The organism is Bradyrhizobium huanghuaihaiense (genome assembly GCF_025200885.1).
Classification (GTDB): domain Bacteria; phylum Pseudomonadota; class Alphaproteobacteria; order Rhizobiales; family Xanthobacteraceae; genus Bradyrhizobium; species Bradyrhizobium huanghuaihaiense.
Genome location: NZ_CP104172.1, coordinates 4,329,564 through 4,350,964, shown reverse-complemented (window position 1 = coordinate 4,350,964; position 21,401 = coordinate 4,329,564). Strand labels below are relative to the sequence as shown.

Here is a 21,401-nt window from a genome sequence, read left to right as displayed (position 1 = left end):
TGCGTGCGGCTCCATCAGACCCATCGAGGAATTTGAAATCATGACAACGTCCAACCTCGCGCGTGCCTCCGTGGCCGCGCTGATCGCCTCTACTCTCGCGACTGCCGCGCGCGCCGAGATCAAGAACTACGAATTCCAGCTCGTGCAGCCGACCGTCAAGGCCGGCGCCGATCGCGTGGTGACGGTGCGACTGGTCGACAAGACCACCGGCAAGGCGGTGCCCGACGCAGTGATCTTTGCCAGCCGGCTCGACATGGCCCCGGACGGCATGCAGGAGATGGCCACCAAGGTCACCGCGATGCCGGGCACCGAACCCGGCACCTATCGGTTCAAGGCGACCTTCGGCATGGCGGGGCGCTGGCAGCTCTCGCTCGGCGCCAAAGTTCAGGGCGAAACCGGAACGGTCGACAACAAGCTCGTCGTCACGGCCGAGAAATGACCCGCCGCCTCCTCATCGGCGCTGCCGCTGCGATCCTCGCCACGGCAGGTATCATGCCGTTCGCGGGGCTGCTGCGACAGCAGCCGAGTGACAGCTCCATCGAATCCGCGGCAAACGCTGCGGATACGGCTGCCCCGATCTATTACCAGGACCCGGATGGCAAGCCGCTCTATTCGCTGACCCCGAAGAAGACCAAGGACGGCCGCGACTATCGTGCGATCCCCGCGGGCGCGGACATCAGCTTCGACGAGCCCGAGCAGCCCGCGGAGATGACGGCGGCCGAGCCCAAGACTGAGCATAAGGGCGATCGCAAGATCAAATACTACCGCAATCCGATGGGCCTGCCCGACACCTCGCCGGTGCCGAAGAAGGATTCGATGGGGATGGACTACATCCCCATCTACGACGGCGACGATAGCGACGACGGTTCCGTCCGGCTATCCCCGGGCAGGATCCAGCGTACGGGCGTCAGGTCAGAGCCCGCTGCACTCCGCACGATCCACACGATGGTCCGTGCCCCCGGCATCATTCAACTCGACGAGCGGCGAGTCTCCGTCATCTCGATGCGGTCCGAAAGCTTCATCCTGAAAGTCGCCAACGTGACGACCGGCTCCCACGTCGTGAAGGGGCAGCCTTTGATGGAGGTCTACAGCCCCGCCGTCGCGACGGCGGCCGCCGAATATCTCGCCACCATCACGTCCAAGACGACGGGCAGTGACCAGGCCTACGGCCGCGGCTCCCGTCAGCGACTGGTCAACCTCGACGTACCGGAAGCCGCCATAGCGGCGATCGAGAAAAGCCGGAACGTGCCGACCTCCTTCGAGTGGACTGCGCCACGCGATGGCATCGTCCTGGAGCGTAGCGCGATCGAGGGAATGCGCGTGCAGCCGGGCGGCGTGCTGTTCCGGATCGCGGATCACTCGGTGATGTGGGCGTTGATCGACGTAGCGGAACGCGATCTGGGCATGATCTCCAAAGGTCAGTGGGCTACCGTGCGGGCCCGGAGTTTTCCGGGCCGCGAATTCTCGGGGAAGGTCGAAGTGATCTATCCCGAGATCAACAAGGAAACCCGAACCGCGCGCATCCGCGTCGAATTGCCGAACCCAGACCTCGCGCTGCTGCACGACATGTACGTCGACGCCGAGATCGACACCGGGACGGGCGAGCCGGTCCTGACCGTCCCAGAGAGCGCGGTGATGGATACCGGCAGTCGGCAGGCCGTCTTCGTCGACAAAGGACAGGGCCGGTTCGAGCCGCGGGAGGTCAAGACCGGCCATCGCGGCTCGGGATACGTGGAGGTCAGGGAGGGTGTCGCCGATGGCGAGCCCGTCGTCGTGTCCGCCAACTTCCTGATCGACGCGGAGAGCAACCTGAAGGCGGCGCTCAAGGGCTTTGCCGAAGGAGCCCAGCAATGATCGCCCGCCTGATCGCCTGGTCGGCCCGCAATCTGCTGCTGGTGCTGTTCGGCGCCGGTTTCGCCGCGGCAGCCGGCATCTACGCGCTTGTGCATCTGCCGCTCGACGCCATTCCGGACCTCTCCGACACCCAGGTCATCGTCTACACGGAGTATCCCGGCCAGGCACCGCAGGTCATCGAGGACCAGGTGACCTACCCGCTCACCACGGCGATGCTGACGGTGCCGAAGTCGAAGGTCGTGCGCGGTTTTTCGTTCTTCGGCGTCTCCTTCGTCTACGTCATCTTCGAGGACGGCACGGACATCTACTGGGCGCGCTCGCGCGTGCTCGAATTCCTCAACGCCGCGACCTCGCGCATTCCCGCCGGGGTAACGCCGACCATCGGTCCGGACGCGACAGGTGTCGGCTGGGTCTACCAGTACGCCGTCATGTCGAAGGAATTGAATCTCGCCGACACGCGTACGATCCAGGATTGGAATCTGAAGTTCGCGTTGGCCAAGGCCGAAGGCGTCGCCGAGGTGGCGAGCGTCGGCGGCTTCGTCAAGCAGTACAACGTGATCCTCGATCCGCAGCGGATGCGCGACCTCGGCATCACCATGCAGAAGATGCGGGACGCGATCCGCGCCAGCAACGCCGACGTGGGCGGGCGGACAGTCGAGCTCTCCGAGTTCGAGTACGTGATCCGTGGAAAGGGCTACATCAAGTCCATCAACGACCTCGGCAACATCGTGCTGAAGACGAGCAACGGAACGCCGGTCAAGCTGCGCGACGTCGCCCGCGTCGAACTCGGGCCGGACGAGCGGCGCGGCATCGCCGAGCTCAACGGCGAAGGTGAAGTGGCGAGCGGCATCGTGCTGCAGCGCTTCGGCATGAACGCGCTCGACGTGATCGAGAGCGTCAAGAAGCGGTTCAAGGAGATCGCGACCAGCCTGCCGAAATCAGTCGAGATCGTCCCGGTCTACGACCGCTCCAACCTCATCAAGGCCGCGATCGACACGCTCCGGCACACGCTGCTCGAGGAGAGCATCGTGGTGGCGCTGGTCTGCATCGTGTTCCTGCTGCATGTCCGCAGCGCGCTGGTCGCCATCCTGATGCTGCCCGTCGGCGTTCTCATGGCCTTCGGGGCGATGAAGCTGCTCGGGATCGGCTCCAACATCATGAGCCTCGGCGGCATCGCGATCGCGATCGGCGCCATGATCGACGCCGCCATCGTCATGATCGAGAACGCGCACAAGCATCTCGAGCGCGCCGAACCCGGCCAATCCAGGATCACGATCCTGATCGAGGCCGCGGCCGAAGTCGGCCCCGCGCTGTTCTTCAGCCTCCTGATCATCACCGTCTCGTTCATGCCGATCTTCACGCTGGAATCGCAGGAGGGCCGGCTGTTCAGCCCGCTCGCCTTCACCAAGACCTTTGCGATGGCGGCGGCGGCCCTGCTGTCGGTGACGCTGGTGCCGGCACTGATGGTGATCTTCGTTCGCGGCAGGATCATCCCGGAGCACCGGAACCCGCTCAACCGCTTCCTGATCTGGATCTACCGCCCGGTGATCTCAGGCGTGCTGCGGGCGCGGATCCCGGTGATCCTGCTCGCGCTCGGCGTGCTCGCCGCCTCGGTCTGGCCGGCCGGCCGGCTCGGCTCCGAGTTCATGCCGAACCTCAACGAAGGCACCCTGCTCTACATGCCGACGACGCTGCCCGGCATCTCCGTGACCAAGGCCGCCGAGCTGATGCAGACCCAGGACCGGATCATCCGCTCGTTTCCGGAAGTCGCCTCGGTCTACGGCAAGGCCGGCCGCGCCGCCACCGCGACCGATCCGGCGCCGTCGGAGATGTTCGAGACCATCGTCGACCTCAAGCCGAAGGAGCAATGGCGCGCTGGGGTGACCATCGACAGCCTGATCGCCGAGATGGACAAGGCGCTGCAGTTTCCCGGCGTCTCCAACGCCTGGACCATGCCGATCAAGGCGCGCATCGACATGCTCTCGACCGGCATCCGCACGCCCGTGGGCATCAAGGTCATCGGCACCGATCTCGTCGGAATCGACAGGCTGGCCCGGCAGATCGAGCAGGTGCTCAAGGCCGTGCCGGGCACGTCCTCGGCCTATGCCGAGCGGAGCCTCGGCGGCTACTATCTCGAAATCACGCCGGACCGCGAGGCGCTGTCGCGCTACGGCATCGCGGTGCAGGACGTGCAGGACACGATCGCCACCGCGCTCGGCGGTCAGACCGTGACGACGACGGTCGAGGGCCGGCAGCGCTTCACCGTCAACATGCGCTACCCGCGCGACCTGCGCGACAATCCGAAGGCGATCGCCAGCGACATCCTGGTGCCGATGCCCGCCGGCGGCGCCGTCCCGCTCGGCGAGGTCGCCAGCGTCACGCCGGCGCGCGGGCCGACCTCGATCCGGACCGAGAACGGACAGCTTGCCACCTACATCTATGTCGACATCCGCGACCGCGACCTCGGCGGCTATGTCGCCGATGCGCGGGCGGCGGTGCAGGCGAGCGTCCCGTTCCCGCCCGGCTACTACGTGGTCTGGAGCGGACAATACGAATATCTGGAACGCGCCACCGCGCGGCTGAAGATCGTGGTGCCGGTGACGCTGCTGATCATCTTCCTGCTGCTCTATCTCAACTTCCGCTCGATCACCGAGACCATGATCGTGATGCTGTCGCTGCCCTTCGCGCTCGTCGGCGGACTGTGGCTGATGTGGTGGCTCGGCTTCAACCTGTCGGTCGCGGTCGCCGTCGGCTTCATCGCGCTCGCGGGCGTGGCGGCCGAAACCGGCGTGGTGATGCTGATCTATCTCAACCAGGCCCTCGCCGAGACCAAGGCGCGCTGCGCGCATGCAGGCCGCGCCCTGACCCGCGCCGATCTCAATGAGGCCATCATGGAAGGCGCCGTCGAACGCGTCCGCCCGAAGATGATGACGGTGGTTGCGATCATGGCCGGCCTGCTGCCGATCATGTGGAGCAGCGGAACGGGATCGGAGATCATGCAGCGTATCGCCGTGCCCATGATCGGCGGCATGATCTCGTCGACGCTGCTGACGCTGATCGTGATCCCCGCCATCTTCGCCCTGGTGAAGGGTTTCGGGCTGCGTTCGGGCGACGCGGTTGTCGCGCCGAAGCAAATTCAGGAGGCCGCCGAATGAGCTCGCACATGTTGCGAGCCGGTCGCAGTCGCACGAAGACTCGGCTGCGACGTTGAGTTCCCCACACGTAACACTATTGCGGGTCGACACTGTTCCCGCTGCCATGCTAGGCCAGCCGGACCGACAGCAGAGTGAATTCGTGCTCCCGAACCGCCGGCCCTTCAGACTGAGCTCCACGCGCAACTGGCGCGGGCTCGTGGCTGTGGTCGTCGCGGTCCTGTATCTGCTCTCGGGCGCGCTCCATGGCGCCCACGACATCGATGTGACCAGCCCCTCCGGCGGCTCGGAGATCGCCTCGATCCTCGACGAGGGCGCGGCCGGCCATGGCGACCACAAGGCGTTTGCCGGCCATCACTGCCACGGCTGCTTCTCCGTCGCTGTCCTACAGCCGATGCAGTCGGACGCCACAATCGATGTGATGGCCCCGCCGGTCCAACAGCGGCAGCCGGCGCTCGCCGGCATCGCGCCCGATACCGATTCCCCGCCTCCAAAACACCTGACCTGAACGGATCAGCCGGGCGCTACGCGCGCCCATCGGTTCTCCTTCACGGGTCTTTTTCATGTTTCGCAGACGAACGGCCGCGCGCATCGCGTGCGCGCTGGCTATTCTCATCAGCCCGCCCCTGGCGCTGACGTCATACGCCCAAACGCTGACCATGCGCGCGGCGCTCTCGCGCGCGCTGGCCGCGAGCCCGCGCCTGACGGCGGCGGAGCGTGATGTCGGCATCGCCACCGGCCAGCGCATCCAGGCCGGCGCGCTGCTCAATCCGGAACTGTCCTACGAGCAGGACAACTCGTTCGGCTCCGGCATCTATCGCGGCACCAGATCGGCCGAGACCACGCTCCAGATCAGCCAGGCCTTCGAGCTGTTCGGCAAGCGCGACGCCAGGATCGCCGCCGGACAGGCTGGCATCGAGGTCGCCGCGACCCAGCGCAAGGCGGTCAGGCTGGAGGTCCTGTCGGAGACTGCGATCGCCTTCCTCAGCGTGCTCGGCGCGCAGCGGCGGATCCAGATCCTCGACGAGCAGATCGACGCGATCGACCGGCTGACGCCGCTGCTGCGCCGCCGCGTCGAGGCCGGCGCCTCCTCGCCGGCCGAGACCGGCCGCGCCGAGGTCGCCTCCGCGCTGGTGAAGGCCGACCGCGAGCGCCTCAAGGCTACGCTGGCGAGCGCCCGGCGCGAGCTTGCGGTGCTGATGGGCGATCCCTCAGCGAAATTCGGCGAGGTCTCCGGCCGGCTCGACACCACGGGACGTCCGCCGACGTTCCAGTCGGTGGTTGCCGCCATCGACGCCAATCCGCAGCTGGTGCGCTGGACCGCGGTCTATGCCCAGCGCAACGCCGAGCTGCTGATCGCGCGGCTCAAACCCTATCCGGACGTGCGGATCGCGGCCGGCTGGCGTCATTTCAACGAGAGCAATGACGACGCGGTGCGCCTCACCGTTTCGGTGCCGATCCCCGTGTTCGACCAGAACCAGGGCAACATCATCTCGGCGCAGGAGAGCCTCGCCAAGACCAAAGCCGAGCGCGAGGCCAACCGCAACACGCTGATCGTGATTGCCGGCCGCGCCTATGACTCGGTGCAGGGCTCGCTGCGCGAGCTCGCGGTGCTGCGCGAGACCGCGATTCCCAAGGCCGTCGAAGCGTCCGGGGCGATCTCGCAAGGCTACGGCCAGGGCCGCTTCACCCTGCTCGAAGTGCTCGATGCGCAGGCGAGCGTCACGCAGGCGCGACTGCGCGAGCAGGAAGCGCAGCAGAATTTCCACGCTGGCGTTGCGACCATTGAAGGTCTCGTCGGCAATCCCTTTGCGCTTGCCCGGGAGAGCGCGCGATGAAGACATCCTCCACCATCCTCGTCGCCGTCATTGCGGCCGCCCTCGGCGCCTACGGCTATTCCATGCTCGTGCCGGCCAATGTTGCCTCGACGGAACATGCCGAGCATTCCGAACCGAAGAAACCGAACGACCATGTCGAGCAGGACGAGCACGGCGCCGACCGCATCCGCATCTCCGACGTCAAGCTGGCGGCCGCCGGCGTGACCTTGGCGGAAGCCGCGGGCGCGACGCTGACCGACACGCTGTCGTTCAACGGCATCCTGCGCGCCAACCAGGAGGCGGTGGTTCAGGTCACGCCGCGCTTTCCCGGCATTGCAAAATCGATCCAGAAGCGGATCGGCGATAAGGTCGGCAAGGACGATCTCCTCGCCGCGATCGAGAGCAACCAGAGCCTCACCGTCTACGAGCTGAAGGCGCCGATCGCCGGCACCATCATCGAACGGCAGATCTCGCTCGGCGAATACGCCTCCGAGCAGAAGCCGGCCTTCGTTGTTGCCGACCTCTCCAGCATCTGGGTCGATCTGTCGATCTACCGGCAGGACCTGAAGCGCGTCCACATCAACGACGAGGTGCTGATCGATCCGGACGACGGCCGTGGCGAGATCAAGGGCACGATCTCCTACATGGCGCCGATCGGCTCGAGCGAGACCCAGACCGCGCTCGCGCGCGTGGTGCTGCCCAACCCCGAGGGCCGCCTTCGCCCCGGCCTGTTCGTCACGGCGCGGTTGATCCTTGCCGCCCGCAACGTCGCGGTCGCCGTGCGGCGAAGCGCGATCGAGACGCTGGAAAACAAGACCATCGTGTTCGTCCGCGAGGATGGCGACAAGATCGAGGCGCGCCCGGTGGAGCTTGGCGATTCCGATCCGAAATTCGTGGAGATCCGCGCGGGCCTGTCGGCCGGCGAGCGCTACGTCGCCGAGAACAGCTTTGTGGTCAAGGCGGAGATGGGCAAGGGAGACACCGATCATGATTGACGCCCTGCTCGCCTTCTCGGTCCGCCAGCGCTGGCTCGTGGTCCTGCTCGCCCTCGCGGCCGGTGCCCTCGGCGCCTGGAATTTCACGCGCCTGCCGATCGACGCCGTCCCCGACGTCACCAACGTCCAGGTCCAGATCAACACGCGCGCGCCGGGCCTGTCGCCGCTCGAGGCCGAGCAGCGCATCACCTTTCCGCTCGAGACTGCGATGGGCGGCCTGCCCAGGCTCGATTATACGCGCTCGATCTCGCGCTACGGCCTGAGCCAGGTCACCGTCGTATTCCAGGACGGCACCGACATCTATTTCGCGCGCCAGCTCGTCAACGAGCGCATCCAGCAGGCCAAGGACCAGTTGCCTGCCGGCACCGAGGTCGCTATGGGGCCGATCTCGACCGGGCTCGGCGAGATCTATGTCTACTCGGTCGAGGCCAAGCTAGGTGCGAAGTCGCCCACCGGGGCCGAATTCACGCCGACGGAGCTGCGCACCATCCAGGACTGGATCATCAAGCCGCAGCTGCGCACCATTCCCGGCGTGATCGAGGTCAACTCGATCGGCGGCTATGAGCGGCAATTCCACGTGCTGCCGATCCCCGGCCGGCTGATGGCCTACAAGCTCGGCTTCCGTGACATCATGACGGCGCTGGCCGCCAACAATGCCAATGTCGGCGCCGGCTATATCGAGCGTAACGGCGAGCAATATCTGGTACGCGCGCCCGGCCAGGTCGCCAATATCGAGGACATCAGGGCCATCGTGATCGGCTCGCGCGGCGGCGTGCCGGTGCGCATCCGCGACGTCGCCGAGGTCCAGGAAGGCCAGGACCTGCGCAGTGGCGCTGCGACCACGAACGGCGGTGAGACCGTCCTCGGCACCGCCATGCTGCTGATCGGCGAGAACAGCCGTACCGTGGCCCAGCGCGTGAAGGCGAGACTCACGGAGGTCGCGAAATCGCTCCCCGACGGCGTGATCGCGCGCGCCGTCTACGACCGTACGCATCTGGTGGAAGCGACCATCCAGACCGTCGAGAAGAACCTCGTCGAGGGCGCGGCGCTGGTGATCGCGGTGCTGTTCCTGATCCTCGGCAACTTCCGCGCTGCGCTGATCACGGCCTGCGTTATCCCGCTCTCCATGCTGTTCACGATCACGGGCATGGTCGAGAGCAAGGTCAGCGCCAATCTGATGAGTCTCGGCGCCATCGACTTCGGCATCATCGTCGACGGCGCCGTCATCATCGTCGAGAATTGCCTGCGGCTACTCGCAGTCGAGCAGCACCGGCGCGGCCGGCTGCTGACGCTGGACGAACGCCTCCAGACCATCCGCACTGGTGCCAGCGAGGTGATCAAGCCGAGCCTGTTCGGCACGCTGATCATCGCCGTGGTCTATCTTCCGGTCCTCACCCTGACCGGGACCGAGGGCAAGATGTTCACGCCGATGGCGCTGACCGTGCTGATGGCGCTCGCCGGCGCGGCGCTGCTGTCGGTCACTTTCGTGCCAGCCGCGGTCGCGATTGCCGTCACCGGCAAGGTCTCGGAGACGGAGAACGTCTTCATGCGGGCCGCCAAGCGGCTCTATCTGCCCCTGCTCGACCGCGCCATCCATTATCGCGGCAGCGTCGCGTTCGGTGCCGTGCTGATCGTCGCCGGCAGCATCTTCGCCGCGACACGCATGGGCGGCGAGTTCATCCCGAGCTTAGATGAAGGCGACATCACCATCGAGACCATCCGGATTCCCGGCACCAGCCTGACCCAGAGCGTCGACATGCAGCTGCGGCTGGAGAAGGCCGTGAAGCAGGTGCCGGAAGTCGCGACCATCTTCTCCAGGATCGGCACGGCCGAGATCGCCAACGATCCGATGCCGCCGAACGTCGCCGACACCTATGTCACGCTGAAGCCGCGCGAGGAATGGCCCGATCCCGCCAAGCCGAAGAACGAGGTGATCGAGGAGGTCGAACGCGCCGCCAACACCCTGCCCGGCACAGCCTATGGCATGACCCAGCCGATCCAGATGCGCTTCAACGAGCTCATCGCCGGCATTCGCAGCGACGTCGGCGTCAAGATCTTCGGCGATGATCTCGACGTGCTCGCCGGCATCGCCCAGCAGGTCAACGGCGTCGTTCGCGGCATCGAGGGTGCCGCCGACGTCAAGACCGAGCAGATCGCGGGCCTGCCGATCCTCACCGTCAAGCTCGACCGCCAGGCGCTGTCGCGCTATGGCCTCAGCCTCAGCGAGGTGCAGAACCTCGTCGAGATCGCGATCGGCGGCAAGCCGGTCGGCAAGCTGTTCGAGGGCGACAGGCGCTTCGACATCGTGGTGCGGCTGCCGGAAAGCCTGCGTGCCAATCCCGATACGATCAAGTCGCTGCCGATCCCGCTGCCGCCGGGCGAGGACATCGCTTCCGTCACGAAAACCGCCTGGCCGGGGACCTCGGGGACGACGCCGCGCTACGTACCGCTCTCGTCCGTTGCGGCGATCGAGATCGCGCCGGGCCCCAACCAGATCAGCCGCGAAAACGGCAAGCGCCGCGTCGTGGTGATGGCGAACGTTCGCGGGCGCGACCTGCGCTCCTTCGTCGCCGAGACGCAGGCCGCCGTTGCCGAGAAGGTCAAGCTGCCGCCGGGCTACTGGATCGGCTGGGGCGGACAGTTCGAGCAGCTGGTCTCCGCAACCAAGCGGCTGACCATCGTGGTGCCGGTGGCGCTGCTGCTGGTGTTTTTGCTGCTGTTCATGGGCATGGGATCGGCGGCCGACGCGGCGCTGGTGTTCTCCGGCGTACCGCTGGCGCTGACCGGCGGCGTCGCGGCGCTGCTGCTGCGCGGGATTCCGCTGTCGATCAGCGCCGGCGTCGGCTTCATTGCGCTGTCAGGCGTCGCCGTGCTCAACGGCCTCGTCATCATCGCCTTCATCGAGCGGCTGCGCAGCGAGGGGCGGCCCATTGCGGAGGCAGTGCGCGAGGGCGCGCTGACGCGCCTTCGCCCGGTGCTGATGACGGCCCTCGTCGCCTCGCTCGGTTTCGTGCCGATGGCGCTCGCCACCGGCGCCGGCGCCGAGGTGCAGCGGCCGCTCGCGACCGTCGTGATCGGCGGCATCATCTCCTCGACCGTGCTGACGCTGCTGGTGCTGCCGGCGCTCTACCTGCTGTTCCGGCGTGACGGGGCGCACGAAACGCCTAGAATGGCGCCTGATTTGGCGGCTTCCGGGGAGCGCTAGGTTTGGGCAACCACGACCATCACGGCCATCACCATCACGACCATGCCGGCCATTCGCATGATCACGGCCATGGTCACGACCACGATCATGGTCCTGGCCACGCACATGTCCATGCGCCCGCCAGCTTCGGTAGGGCGTTCGCGATCGGCATTACCCTCAACACCGCGCTGGTCGTGGCCGAGGCCGTCTATGGCTATATCGGCAACTCCACCGCCCTGCTCGCGGATGCCGGCCACAACCTGTCCGACGTGCTGGGCCTGGTCGTGGCCTGGGGCGCATCGGTTGCGGCAAAGCGCGCGCCGAGCGGCCGCTTCACCTACGGCCTGCGCGCCTCCACCATCCTGGCAGCGCTGGCCAATGCGGTGTTGCTGCTGGTTGCGACCGGCGCGATCGGCTGGGAGGCAATTCTGCGCCTGCGCCAGCCGGAGCCGATTGCTGGCGTCACCGTGATGGTGGTCGCCGGCATCGGCATCCTCATCAACGGTTTCACCGCCTTGCTGTTCGCACGCGGCCGCAAGGACGACATCAACATCGAAGGCGCGTACCTGCACATGGCGGCGGATGCCGCCGTCTCGCTCGGCGTCGTCGTCTCGGCGGCGCTGATCATCTGGACCGGCTGGCTCTGGCTCGATCCCGTCACCAGCCTCGTCATCTGCGCCACCATCCTCTGGAGCACGACCAACCTCTTGCGCGGCTCGATCGACATGTCGATGGCGGCCGCCCCCAAGGGCACGGACCTTGCCGCGATCAAGCTCTTCCTGCTGGAGCGGCCCGGCGTCTCTGCCATCCACGACCTCCACGTCTGGCCGATCTCGACCACCGAGACGGCGTTGACGTGTCACCTCGTCATGCCAGGTGGCGCCGGCGACGCGTTCCTGATGGAGACCGCGCGGATGCTGAAGGCGTCCTTCCGCATCGGGCACACCACGCTTCAGGTGGAGACGCATCCCGACAATGGCTGCGCGCTGGCGCCGGACGATGTGGTGTGAGGCGCTTACGTCGCCGTCACGCGAGTGCTCGGCTTCGAGCGGCTGCGATAGGCGACAATCCGATCGAAAGACAACCAGAGCAGGACGGCGCTCGCGCCGCCGAGGAAAGGAATGGTGTAATACGCGTAGCGATTGAGCCCGTAGATGAGGAAGGTGGGGAATGCGGCGCTGACCAGCGCAAGCAGGACCATCAATGCGCCGACCGCAACAAGGCCGCGGGGAAGCTGCCGGACGCCCCCCGCATAGCCCGCGGGAACGCCGACTAGAAGGATAAGAGCGAGAAGGAGTGTCGCCCCTGACAGCCACACGATCGGTCCGGGACGGTCGTCGTATTCCGTCGAGACCTTCAACCCGCAGCAGAACTTGACCAACCCCGAATTCGGCGCGTAGCCGCGCCCCATAAGCTGGCTCAGGCCGAGCTGAACCCCATCGGCGCCCGGCAGAAGCCGCGAGAGCGGCCACCAGGGTTTATAGTAGTCCTGAACCAGCTGTCCGGGCTTGAGCCCGGTCGGACTATCGAAGAACGGAGAAGCATCCCGCTTGACGAAAAACTCGTAGGCCTGCGGATTGGGGGTCTGTCGCGCCACCGCGTTGCCGTCGAACAGCAGGAAATACATTTCCCGCAGGAAGTGCTTCGTGAGGTGTCGATAGAGCGTTGATGGCGTCGTCAGTGTTTCGATGAAGATATCGCGCACGACCCTCCCGAGGTCCGCGTCGGTGTCACCGGGCATCTTCAACCGCCCCACCGCCCCGAAGGGCCATTGATATTCACCGCCGTCGGCCCATCCGCTCGGAGTGTCCGCAGCCCGCATCTGTTCGACGAACGGCCGCGCCTGCGCCTTCCGGTCGAGATGAACGCCGTGATCGAAATCGCCGGAATAGCCGACCACGAAGGCCATCACAGCAGCGCTCTCGCTGCCTACGGCGGTCTTTCCAATCACTGCGTTGATCGCCGCTGGGGTGGAATAGACCGCGGAAGCAAGGACGGTGGCCAGCGCAACGGCACCCAGCCGACGCAAGACTCCCGCATCCAGCATCAAGAGCAGCCACAGCAGAATGACGGCGGCCTGACCGATCGCCGCCGACCGGCAAACCATCACCGCCCCGAGCGTCAGCCCCACTGCCGCCGAAGCGAGGACTACAGGCCATTTCCTGAAGACGGCTCCAGCGGCAATGAAGGCCGCAAGCGCGACCAGGAAGTTGGTAATCGTCTCGGCGCCAACCGTGTTGTCATAGTGGATGATGCGGCCATGCAGCGCCGCGAAGAGAAAGGCCAAAAGCGCGAAGAAGCGGGGCGCGCCGGCCATGCGCACGGTCGCGGCGATGAGGAGTGCCGTGCCGACGCTGGCCAAGTGCTGGGCGACGACGAAGACCAGGATATGCGGGCCGAACAGCTTCGAAAGCAACACGAGGAAGACGGCCACGCCGTACGGCCGCTTGATCGCATCCTCGATATATTGCCCCTTCAGGATCGATTCCGCCTGAATGACGTAGGCGCCGCCGTCCTCGTGGATGAAATGATCAGGCCAGGTCACCAGGAAAGCGAGGTGAACCATCAAGACGGCGCCGATCGCGCCGACCCAGATCCAGAACCACACGACAGAACTCGCCCAGCCTGGCCATGCGGGCAAAACTCCGGCGTGCCCGGCGCGTGCTCCGTTCATCTTCAATGCCCACCCTTGATATTCTCAGTCGCGGATTGACCGGGCGACGCCGCCGGGCGCGTGCCGGACACCGTCCAGCTATAGCCATGCCGGTGATAGAGTTGAACATCCGCAAATCCCGCATCCGACAACAACGCCTCGGCCTCGGCGCGCGTATAGTATTTCGCGTAGGCGGGATTGAGCTGATCGTAGATGGTCAGGCGGCGAACCGAGCGCGGAAATTTCGCCAGGACGGAACGCATGTAGCTGCGCATCGGAAGCGGAAGAATCCGGCAGAGCCCGATATAGGCCGTCAGGGCTAGCTCCAGCAGATGCGACAGCGCCACGAGCATCCGGTGCGGCATCCGCACCGTCAGCTTGCGCAGCGGGATTGCGATCGACAAATAGGTCTCGTTCCCTTCAACGCCGTAGAGCCACACGATGCAGCGTCCGCCCGGCCGCAGCGCCGCGAACGCTGCGCGGACGACGGGCTCCGGCACGGGGATATGGTGCAACACGCCCATCGAGACGACGTAGTCGAGCCCAAGATCGGGCGGCAGTTGATCGCCGGGCACCTGGAGATACTCGATGCGGTCCGCGTTGGCGGTGGTGTTCGCCTTCAGGACATCGAATGCAGCCGATGGTTCGACCGCAACGACGCGATCGGCGCCCGCATCGAGCAGCATGTTGACGATACGTCCGGTGCCGCTTCCGATGTCGGCGACCCTCGCGCCCTTCACATCGTCGAGCGTCAGCAGCGGACCGAACAGATCGGCGAGCAGATCCGCCGACCCGTAATAGCCGGGGTTGTCGCGGAAAGCCGTCCACTGCTCTCCGAAATCGCTGATCGTCTGTCCCTTCAGATCCGGCATGCGCGCGTCCAGCTCGCTCAACGCGGCCGGGGGGCCGCGAGCCCCATCAGCCATATCCCCAACGTCAGAATGGGCCATAATGCGAAGGCGTTGTCGCTGCGCCGCTCCAGATGGTCGCTCCACAGCGTCCGGATCGCATCCGGCTTGAGATAAGGCGCGAAAACGTCCGGCTCCTTGTTGAGGACGCGATCGCAGATCCCTTGCAGACCACCCCGCCTCATCAACTGCGCGATGGGCACGTTGAACCCGCGCTTGCGCGACCACGCGGCCTCCCTCGGCATTCCCAGGCGCTCGGCCAGCGTGCGGAGCACGTATTTCGGAGCTCCTTTCGGCCACGGGTTGAGAAGGGCGACATCGATCGTGCCCGCGAGGTCCATGACCCGCCGGTCAAGGATCGGAACGCGCACCTCGAGCGAATGCGCCATGCTCATCGCATCAACCTTCGTGAGCACGCTTTGCAGGTGAAAACGCTGGTCGGCGATCAGCGCCCGATCCAGCACCTTGTCGTGCGGCTCCGCATAATATTCCGCATATTCCGCGAACGGATCCGCCGCCGCGACATCGGCCATCTCGGACGCGTAGATCTTCGCGGCAACAAATCCAGGGACCAGCCGCCGCCATTGCAAATGCGGGCTGTCGCCCTCCTCGCTGAGACCCAGTGCAAAACGGGCCAGTTGCGCCGCCGCCGGAAGACGTCTCTCATTGCCGCGGACGGCCGCATAGGCAAGCCGGCCGGTCATGCCCGCAACGCCGCGCGGCACGACGCGGCGCAAGGGCTCCGCCATCGCGGTTGCGGCATAGGTCTCATACCCGGCGAAAAACTCGTCGCCGCCATCGCCAGACAGAACGACGCTGCAGTGCTGGCGGACTGCACCGGCGAGACGATAGAAGCCGAGAGCACCCGTATCCGCGCACTGCCCGTCGAAATGATGGACGATCGCGCGGAGGGCTGTCTCGGCATCCTCCCCCCCTTCCCCGTCGATCACGCTGACCGACAGGCCGGCGGCGGCGGCGATGTCCTTTGCTGCGGCGGATTCATCATGGCTCTTCTCGGTAAAGCCTGCCGTGAACAACGGCGGCTTCAATCCGAGCTGCTTCAGCGTGAGCGTGACGAGCGAGCTGTCGACGCCTCCGCTTTGCAGCACGCCGAGGGGCACATCGCTCACCATCTGGCTCTCGACCACCGTCTGGATCGTCGACCGCAGACGATCGACCGCATCATCCAACCGGTCGATCGTTGGCGCACGAACGGGACGCCAGAAGCGGCGCTCGGTCCGTTCGCTGGCGGTGAAGCTCATCACCGTACCCGGCGGCACTTGCCTGATGTCGCGGAAAAGACTCTGCCGCGTCCCGGGGTGCCCGGCGGCCAGGAACGTGTGCAAAGCAGCGGGATCGATATGCGCGGCCACGCGCCGGCTCGCCAGGATCCCCTTGGCCTCGCTCGCGAACACGACATCGCTGCGGTCCTCGAAGTAATAGAGCGGCTTGATGCCGATGCCGTCGCGCGCGAGGATCAGGCGACGCTCCTGACGGTCCCAGAGGCCGAGGGCGAAAAAGCCCTCCAGCCGTTCGAACATCGCCTCTCCCCAGGCGAGATAGGCATAGGGGAGAATTTCCGTATCGCAGTGCCCGCGGAACCGGAAGCCGAAGGAGCGCTCGAGCTCGTGGCGCAGCTCGCCGTCGTTGTAGATCTCGCCATTGTAGGTCACGACGATCCGGCCCGACGCATCGAGCATCGGCTGGTGCCCGGCGTCCGACAGATCCCGGATGGCGAGCCGACGATGGGCGAAGCCGACGGACTGATCCAGCCAGGAGCCGTCACCATCCGGCCCGCGATGAATCAACGCCGCAGACATCGCGGCGACTGTGCCGCGATCAGCCGCGCGGCCGTCGCGGTGGAAGATTCCGGCTATGCCGCACATCGCGCTTTGGCGTGATCAATGGTCATGGTCGCTGGTTCATGATCTGCTTCAGAAGCACCGCCAGCAGCCCCATCGCCACGACGAGAATACTGAGGAGGATGGCTCCGACCCCGAGGACGAAACCGCTGACGACCTGGAGAATGATCCCGCCGACCAGCGAAATCACGGCGAGCAGCATGCACATCATCGCCAGCAGCACGAAGATCTTCAGCGGGTTGTAGTAAGTGCAGGCTTCGAGGACGTATTGCAGCGTGCGAAGGGAATCGCGGAAGAGATTGACCTTGGACCGCCCGATCCGCTCCGCATAGTCGATGGGAATGTAATCGACGAATTTCGCGTTCATCATGTACGCGAGAGTCAGCGACGTGGTGAAGCTGAAGAGATCGCTGACGTGGTCGAAAAAAGAAATGGCAACCTCGCGCCGGAAGGCACGAAGGCCGGAATTGATGTCGGGGATCTCGCGATTGGCGGTGAACTCGACGATCACCTTGAGCACCGCACGAAGCGGCGACTTCAGCATCGACTCCCTGTAATTCGGGCCGGTTCGCGCGCCGACGACCATGTCGAACCCCTCATTGAGGCGTGCGATCAGCGCAGGTATGGTCTCGATCGGATAGGAGCCATCGGCATCGCTGATGACGATCGTCTCGAAGGACGCCATGCGAATGCCGTCCTTGAGCGAGCGCCCGTAGCCGATGTTGTGGGCGTGCCTCAGGACTTTTGCGCCGGCCTGCTCGGCCAAGGCACCCGTCCCGTCGTTCGATCCGTCGTCGACGACGATGATTTCGTAAGGAGTGAGTTGAGCTCCGTCGAGAACCGCTTTCGCCCGTGCGATCGTGTCAACGATGCCATTACGCTCGTTCAGCGCTGGAATGACGACTGAAATCATACGCGCCGTGCGATGCAGGTGACGGATTGCCCGAAAAAGCTCCGAGACAGGGGATCAAGCGCCCGCGACAACGGAACCATATACTTGTCGAACAGCGCGATCTGTCCATTCACGGCGTCGTCGTTCAAGGACTCGTGGCGTTTCAGACGGTTGGCGAGCCATCCCAACCCACCGATGGGATTGAAATAGCTGAGCCGGACCAGCTCGACAGGCTGCCCCGCCAGGATATCGCGCAGGCGCGTGGTGCTGTAGCGCCGGAAGTGTCCGGCAAGGCGATCCAGATCGTTGTAGAGCAGCATGAGGGCCGGAACGCTGATGAGGAGATGCCCGCCCGGCTTGAGCACGTCGACCAGATTGGCGACCGCCTTGGCATCGTCCTCGATGTGCTCGAGCACGTTGACGGTGAAGACCGCATCGACACCGTCGGGGAACAGCGTGCGGAGCTGTTCCGCAGCCAAAATGTCGCAGACGGCGAAGCTGCGGTCCGGCATGGCCCGACTGGCCTGCTCGACGCTGTCGCGGTCGTGGTCCACCCCGCAATAATCGCCGAGTTCCCCGAGCACCCTGCTGTAGAGCCCATGCCCAAACCCGACCTCAACGATCCGCCCCTTGAGATACGGACGGAATTGCTCGATGACCCAGTTCATATAGTTCTGAGCATCGGCGATGCCGCTCGAATACGTCGCCGCCCCCGTCTTGAGACGGTCCTCAGGCGCAGGTTGTGACAGCCGAGTGACTTGAGCCATGGATCCCGAAACTCTGTTCGGCTGGGGATTAGCAGCAAGAGCAGGGTTTCTCAAGCGCGTTCGGCACCCGTTCGCCTGTCGGTTGAATCAGGCTCCGACCCGATCTCCCTTGCATCCTACGCCTCATGATGTCGACGCAGCACGCCGCACGGCTCGCAAATCACGTCCCACCCTCTCGCGCCCCGCGATCCGACCAACTGGATGCTTGCGCGGCAGCGATCATGCGGCATGAGAGCACCGGCTTCGTCGTCTGCCGATGGGGCGAAGGATTTTGCGTCTACCCCGCCTTCGCCGTCACGATCCAGATCGCGCCCTGCAGCGCCACGCTCTGCCCTTTCAGGAACGGCGCGAGCGTCTGGCGGATCGAAGCTTTGGCGGCCTCATAGGTCTCCGGCGGATGGCCCTGCAGCGCACGGCTGGCCGGGCCGATCTGCAGCGAGCCCTCGACCGCGGCGTCGAGGCCGCCGCCGATCGCGATATCCATCGCCAGATTGTACGGCTCCATTGCGACGTCGACGAAGCCTGCGCCATTCAAGATGCGCATCACGCGCTCCTCTGAAGCAAAGGCGAACGGGCCCGGCTCCTCAGGCCCGACCGGAGGCATCTTCGGCACATGCTTATAGACCGCCATCAGCGGCGCCATCATCCAGGGATTTTCCTTCGGCTCGCGCCAGCAGACGAAGCCGAGCCGTCCCGAGGCCTTCAGCGCGCGGCGGAGATTGGCGAAGGACGCGACCGGATCGGCAAAGAACATGACGCCGAAGCGCGAGGCCAGGAGATCAAAGCTCGCCGGCTCGAACGGATGTACCGTCGCATCCGCCAGCACGAAATCGAGCGGCAGGCCCTTTGGCGCGAGCGACCGCGCCTGCGACAGCATCGGCTCGGACACATCGAGCCCGAGTGCAAAGCCATCCGGCGCGACAGCCTTCGCGAACGCGACCGTCGTCGCACCGGAGCCGCAGCCGACGTCGATCACGCGCTCGCCCGGCTTCGGTTTGGCGCGCTCGATCAGCACATCGGCGATCGGGCCGAGCAGCTTTTCCTGCACGGCGTGGCGATCGGCCCAGCGCTGCCCGCTGGGGCCGTTCCAATAGGCGATCTGGTCGGCGTTCTGCTCGTGTCCGCTTGGCTGTTGCATGCTGTCCTCGGTCGTTCCCGTCCCGCGCGATCCCCACCGCCACCGCGGTCCAACCGCATGCACCGGCACAGCGGCGATATCACGTCGGGATGCTTGGCGCACCCCGTGCGACAGCCTGTGACGTTCGTCACATAGAGGCTTTTGCCTTGATGGCACGCTCCGACTACTCTGGTCACATTGCGATTTGGGGCTGCAATGGGCGTAATTCGGATTTTTCTGTTTTTATTGGCCGCCTTCTGTCTTGGCTGCGGAAGTGCGCAGGCGGAAAAGCGCGTGGCGCTCGTGATCGGCAATTCCGCCTACAAGAGCGCACCACAGCTTGCCAATCCCGTGAACGACGCCTCGCTCGTCGGCGGCATGCTGAAGAAGGCGGGGTTCGACCCGGTCGACATCAAGCTCGACCTCAACGCTGCGGAGATGCGCAGGGCGCTGCGCGACTTCGGCAGCAGGACGCGTGAGGCGGATGTCGCCGTCGTCTACTATGCCGGCCATGGCATCGAGCTCGACGGCACCAATTACCTGATCCCGACGGATGCCAGCCTCGAGACGGATAGCGACGTCCTAGACGAAACGCTGCCGCTGGAGCGCGCCCTGTTCGCGGTCGAGCCGGCCAGGCAGCTCCGGCTCGTCATCCTCGATGCCTGCCGCGACAACCCGTTCGCCAAGACGATGAAGCGGACCACGGCCGCGCGGGCCATTGGCCGCGGCCTCGCCAAGGTCGAGCTGACCAGCCCGAACACCATGATCGCCTTCGCGGCGAAGGCCGGCTCCACTGCCTCCGACGGAGACTCCAGGAACAGCCCGTTTGCAGCAGCGCTGGTCGAACGCCTCCCCACGCCGGGGCTCGACCTGCGCAAGGCGTTCGGCTTCGTCCGCGACGACGTGCTCAAGACCACCGGCTACAAGCAGGAGCCTTATGTTTACGGCTCGCTCGGCGGCGACGACGTGCCGCTGGTTGCTGCGAAGCCGATCGTGGCCGGCCCCCAGGCAAACCCCGACAGCGAGCTCCGGCGCGACTACGAACTGGCGCTTCAGCTCGGGACGCGCGACGGATGGACAGCGTTCCTCAACCGTTTTCCGGCTGGCTTCTATGCCGATCTCGCCAAAGGCCAGTTGAACAAGATCGCCGCTGAAGAAACCCGCTCCGCCACGGCAGACAAGGCTCGGCAGGCGGAAGAGGAGAAGGCGCGGCTCGCCGCCGAGCGCGCCAACAAGGCCGAACAGGACAAGGCGGCGGCCGCAGCCAAGGCGGCCGAGGACAAGCGTCTTGCCGCCGAGAAGGCCAAGCAGATCGAGGAAGCCAAAGCCGCTGCAGCCGAGCAGCGGCGCAAGGACGCCGAAGCCGCGGTCGCGAAGGCGCTGGCTGACAAGCAAGCGGCCGAGAAGGCACTCGCCGAGAAGCTCGCGACCGACAGGGCCGCGGCTGACCTGGCCGCCAAGCAAGCCGCCGAGAAGCAAGCCTCAGCCAGCGCGGAGCAGAAGGTCGCGGCGGTTGCGCCCTCCTCAACCCCGCCGGCCATGTCGCCGCAGGAAACCACCAAACTGGTGCAGTCCGAGCTGCGCCGCGTCGGCTGTTTGACCGCCTCGGCAGACGGCGATTGGAACCTTGCGTCACAGCGCTCGCTGACGCTGTTCAACAAATATGCCGGCACCAAGTACGACGCCAAGCTCGCCACCTTCGATGCGCTGGATGCGATCAAGGCCAGGCCGGGCCGCGTCTGCCCGCTGGTTTGCGACCACGGCTTCAAGGCCGACGGCGACGCTTGCGTGAAAATCACCTGCCGCGCGGGCTATCGTATCAATGACGACAATGAATGCGAGAAGGTGCAGGACAAGAAGCCGGTCGCGACGCGCGATGAACCCAAGAAGCGGGATGCCGATCGGAAATCCTCCGAGTCCGCTCCGGCGCAACCGCAGGCGAGAACAAGCGGACAAATGATTTGCGGCAATGCGGGCTGTCGGCCGGTTCGCCCGGGATGTCGGCTGGAGCCCTACCAACAAGGGAAGCACGGAGCGGGGAGCTGGGGCGTCAACCAAGAGGTCTGCAATTGAACGTCGCCGGTGCGGATCCAGGAGCTTTGGCACACTACTCAAGGTTCGCCGATCCGGCCGTGAGCGGCGTTGGTGACGAGATGCTGAGTGAACCGCCCTCACCGCATCTGTGACATCAATCACAATC

General features: G+C 65.5%; 15 protein-coding genes. 9 read left to right on the top strand and 6 right to left on the bottom strand.

Annotated elements, in window-relative coordinates; genetic code table 11:
• Positions 1 to 40 precede the first annotated feature (40 nt).
• The 8 genes from N2603_RS20780 to N2603_RS20745 all read left to right on the top strand — a co-directional run bounded on the left by N2603_RS20780 (position 41) and on the right by N2603_RS20745 (position 12,012).
• Positions 41 to 439 carry a FixH family protein gene (locus tag N2603_RS20780; RefSeq protein ID WP_260390205.1) on the top strand — a complete coding sequence of 133 codons (399 nt, stop codon included), beginning with the start codon at positions 41 to 43 and terminating at the stop codon, positions 437 to 439.
• Positions 436 to 1,854, top strand: a complete 1,419-nt coding sequence (locus tag N2603_RS20775; RefSeq protein WP_260390204.1) for an efflux RND transporter periplasmic adaptor subunit — start codon at positions 436 to 438, stop codon at positions 1,852 to 1,854. The genes N2603_RS20780 and N2603_RS20775 overlap by 4 nt, the downstream gene beginning before the upstream one ends.
• Positions 1,851 to 5,009, top strand: a complete 3,159-nt coding sequence (locus N2603_RS20770) for an efflux RND transporter permease subunit (protein ID WP_260390203.1) — start codon at positions 1,851 to 1,853, stop codon at positions 5,007 to 5,009. Before N2603_RS20775 ends, N2603_RS20770 begins: the two co-directional genes overlap by 4 nt.
• A gap of 139 nt (positions 5,010 to 5,148) precedes the next feature.
• Positions 5,149 to 5,514 carry a hypothetical protein gene (locus N2603_RS20765; RefSeq protein ID WP_018642405.1) on the top strand — a complete coding sequence of 122 codons (366 nt, stop codon included), beginning with the start codon at positions 5,149 to 5,151 and terminating at the stop codon, positions 5,512 to 5,514.
• 55 nt (positions 5,515 to 5,569) lie between these two features.
• Complete coding sequence (gene ihpA, locus N2603_RS20760) at positions 5,570 to 6,844, top strand: divalent metal ion exporter subunit IhpA (protein WP_260390202.1); 1,275 nt, start codon at positions 5,570 to 5,572, stop codon at positions 6,842 to 6,844.
• Positions 6,841 to 7,818, top strand: a complete 978-nt coding sequence (ihpB, locus tag N2603_RS20755; RefSeq protein WP_260390201.1) for a divalent metal ion exporter adaptor subunit IhpB — start codon at positions 6,841 to 6,843, stop codon at positions 7,816 to 7,818. Before ihpA ends, ihpB begins: the two co-directional genes overlap by 4 nt.
• Entirely contained in the window at positions 7,811 to 11,023 is a 3,213-nt protein-coding gene (gene ihpC, locus N2603_RS20750; RefSeq protein WP_260390200.1) for a divalent metal ion exporter subunit IhpC, read from the top strand. Before ihpB ends, ihpC begins: the two co-directional genes overlap by 8 nt.
• Before the next feature lie 2 nt (positions 11,024 to 11,025).
• Positions 11,026 to 12,012, top strand: coding sequence for a cation diffusion facilitator family transporter (locus N2603_RS20745; RefSeq protein WP_260390199.1), 987 nt, complete (start codon positions 11,026 to 11,028; stop codon positions 12,010 to 12,012).
• Positions 12,013 to 12,017: 5 nt separating this feature from the next.
• Here the strand turns inward: N2603_RS20745 and N2603_RS20740 are convergent, their stop codons facing one another.
• The 6 genes from N2603_RS20740 to N2603_RS20715 form a co-directional block, all read right to left on the bottom strand.
• Positions 12,018 to 13,676, bottom strand: a complete 1,659-nt coding sequence (locus N2603_RS20740) for a hypothetical protein (RefSeq protein WP_260390198.1) — start codon at positions 13,674 to 13,676, stop codon at positions 12,018 to 12,020.
• 2 nt (positions 13,677 to 13,678) lie between these two features.
• A complete protein-coding gene (locus tag N2603_RS20735) occupies positions 13,679 to 14,527 on the bottom strand; it encodes a class I SAM-dependent methyltransferase (RefSeq protein WP_260390197.1) in 849 nt (282 codons plus the stop codon).
• Between the two features lie 17 nt (positions 14,528 to 14,544).
• Entirely contained in the window at positions 14,545 to 16,449 is a 1,905-nt protein-coding gene (gene asnB / locus N2603_RS20730; protein ID WP_260390196.1) for an asparagine synthase (glutamine-hydrolyzing), read from the bottom strand.
• A gap of 22 nt (positions 16,450 to 16,471) precedes the next feature.
• Positions 16,472 to 17,338: a glycosyltransferase family 2 protein gene (locus N2603_RS20725; protein ID WP_260390195.1), complete on the bottom strand. Its 867-nt coding sequence runs from the start codon at positions 17,336 to 17,338 to the stop codon at positions 16,472 to 16,474.
• A complete protein-coding gene (locus N2603_RS20720; protein WP_260390194.1) occupies positions 17,335 to 17,985 on the bottom strand; it encodes a class I SAM-dependent methyltransferase in 651 nt (216 codons plus the stop codon). Before N2603_RS20720 ends, N2603_RS20725 begins: the two co-directional genes overlap by 4 nt.
• Positions 17,986 to 18,361: 376 nt before the next feature.
• Positions 18,362 to 19,222 carry a class I SAM-dependent methyltransferase gene (locus N2603_RS20715; RefSeq protein ID WP_260390193.1) on the bottom strand — a complete coding sequence of 287 codons (861 nt, stop codon included), beginning with the start codon at positions 19,220 to 19,222 and terminating at the stop codon, positions 18,362 to 18,364.
• Between the two features lie 195 nt (positions 19,223 to 19,417).
• On the opposite strand from N2603_RS20715, the gene N2603_RS20710 reads away from it, so the two are divergent.
• Entirely contained in the window at positions 19,418 to 21,274 is a 1,857-nt protein-coding gene (locus N2603_RS20710) for a caspase family protein (RefSeq protein WP_260390192.1), read from the top strand.
• Positions 21,275 to 21,401: the final 127 nt, after the last annotated feature.

What these genes read in the sequence shown, in the direction of transcription:
- N2603_RS20780 (WP_260390205.1), top strand. Translation starts at nt 41, where the DNA reads ATGACAACGTCCAACCTCGCGCGTGCCTCCGTGGCCGCGCTGATCGCC.
- ihpA (WP_260390202.1), top strand. Translation starts at nt 5,570, where the DNA reads ATGTTTCGCAGACGAACGGCCGCGCGCATCGCGTGCGCGCTGGCTATT.
- N2603_RS20715 (WP_260390193.1), bottom strand. Translation starts at nt 19,222, where the DNA reads ATGCAACAGCCAAGCGGACACGAGCAGAACGCCGACCAGATCGCCTAT.
- N2603_RS20770 (WP_260390203.1), top strand. Translation starts at nt 1,851, where the DNA reads ATGATCGCCCGCCTGATCGCCTGGTCGGCCCGCAATCTGCTGCTGGTG.
- ihpC (WP_260390200.1), top strand. Translation starts at nt 7,811, where the DNA reads ATGATTGACGCCCTGCTCGCCTTCTCGGTCCGCCAGCGCTGGCTCGTG.
- N2603_RS20735 (WP_260390197.1), bottom strand. Translation starts at nt 14,527, where the DNA reads ATGCCGGATCTGAAGGGACAGACGATCAGCGATTTCGGAGAGCAGTGG.
- N2603_RS20725 (WP_260390195.1), bottom strand. Translation starts at nt 17,338, where the DNA reads ATGATTTCAGTCGTCATTCCAGCGCTGAACGAGCGTAATGGCATCGTT.
- N2603_RS20740 (WP_260390198.1), bottom strand. Translation starts at nt 13,676, where the DNA reads ATGAACGGAGCACGCGCCGGGCACGCCGGAGTTTTGCCCGCATGGCCA.
- N2603_RS20775 (WP_260390204.1), top strand. Translation starts at nt 436, where the DNA reads ATGACCCGCCGCCTCCTCATCGGCGCTGCCGCTGCGATCCTCGCCACG.
- N2603_RS20710 (WP_260390192.1), top strand. Translation starts at nt 19,418, where the DNA reads ATGGGCGTAATTCGGATTTTTCTGTTTTTATTGGCCGCCTTCTGTCTT.
- asnB (WP_260390196.1), bottom strand. Translation starts at nt 16,449, where the DNA reads ATGTGCGGCATAGCCGGAATCTTCCACCGCGACGGCCGCGCGGCTGAT.
- ihpB (WP_260390201.1), top strand. Translation starts at nt 6,841, where the DNA reads ATGAAGACATCCTCCACCATCCTCGTCGCCGTCATTGCGGCCGCCCTC.
- N2603_RS20720 (WP_260390194.1), bottom strand. Translation starts at nt 17,985, where the DNA reads ATGAACTGGGTCATCGAGCAATTCCGTCCGTATCTCAAGGGGCGGATC.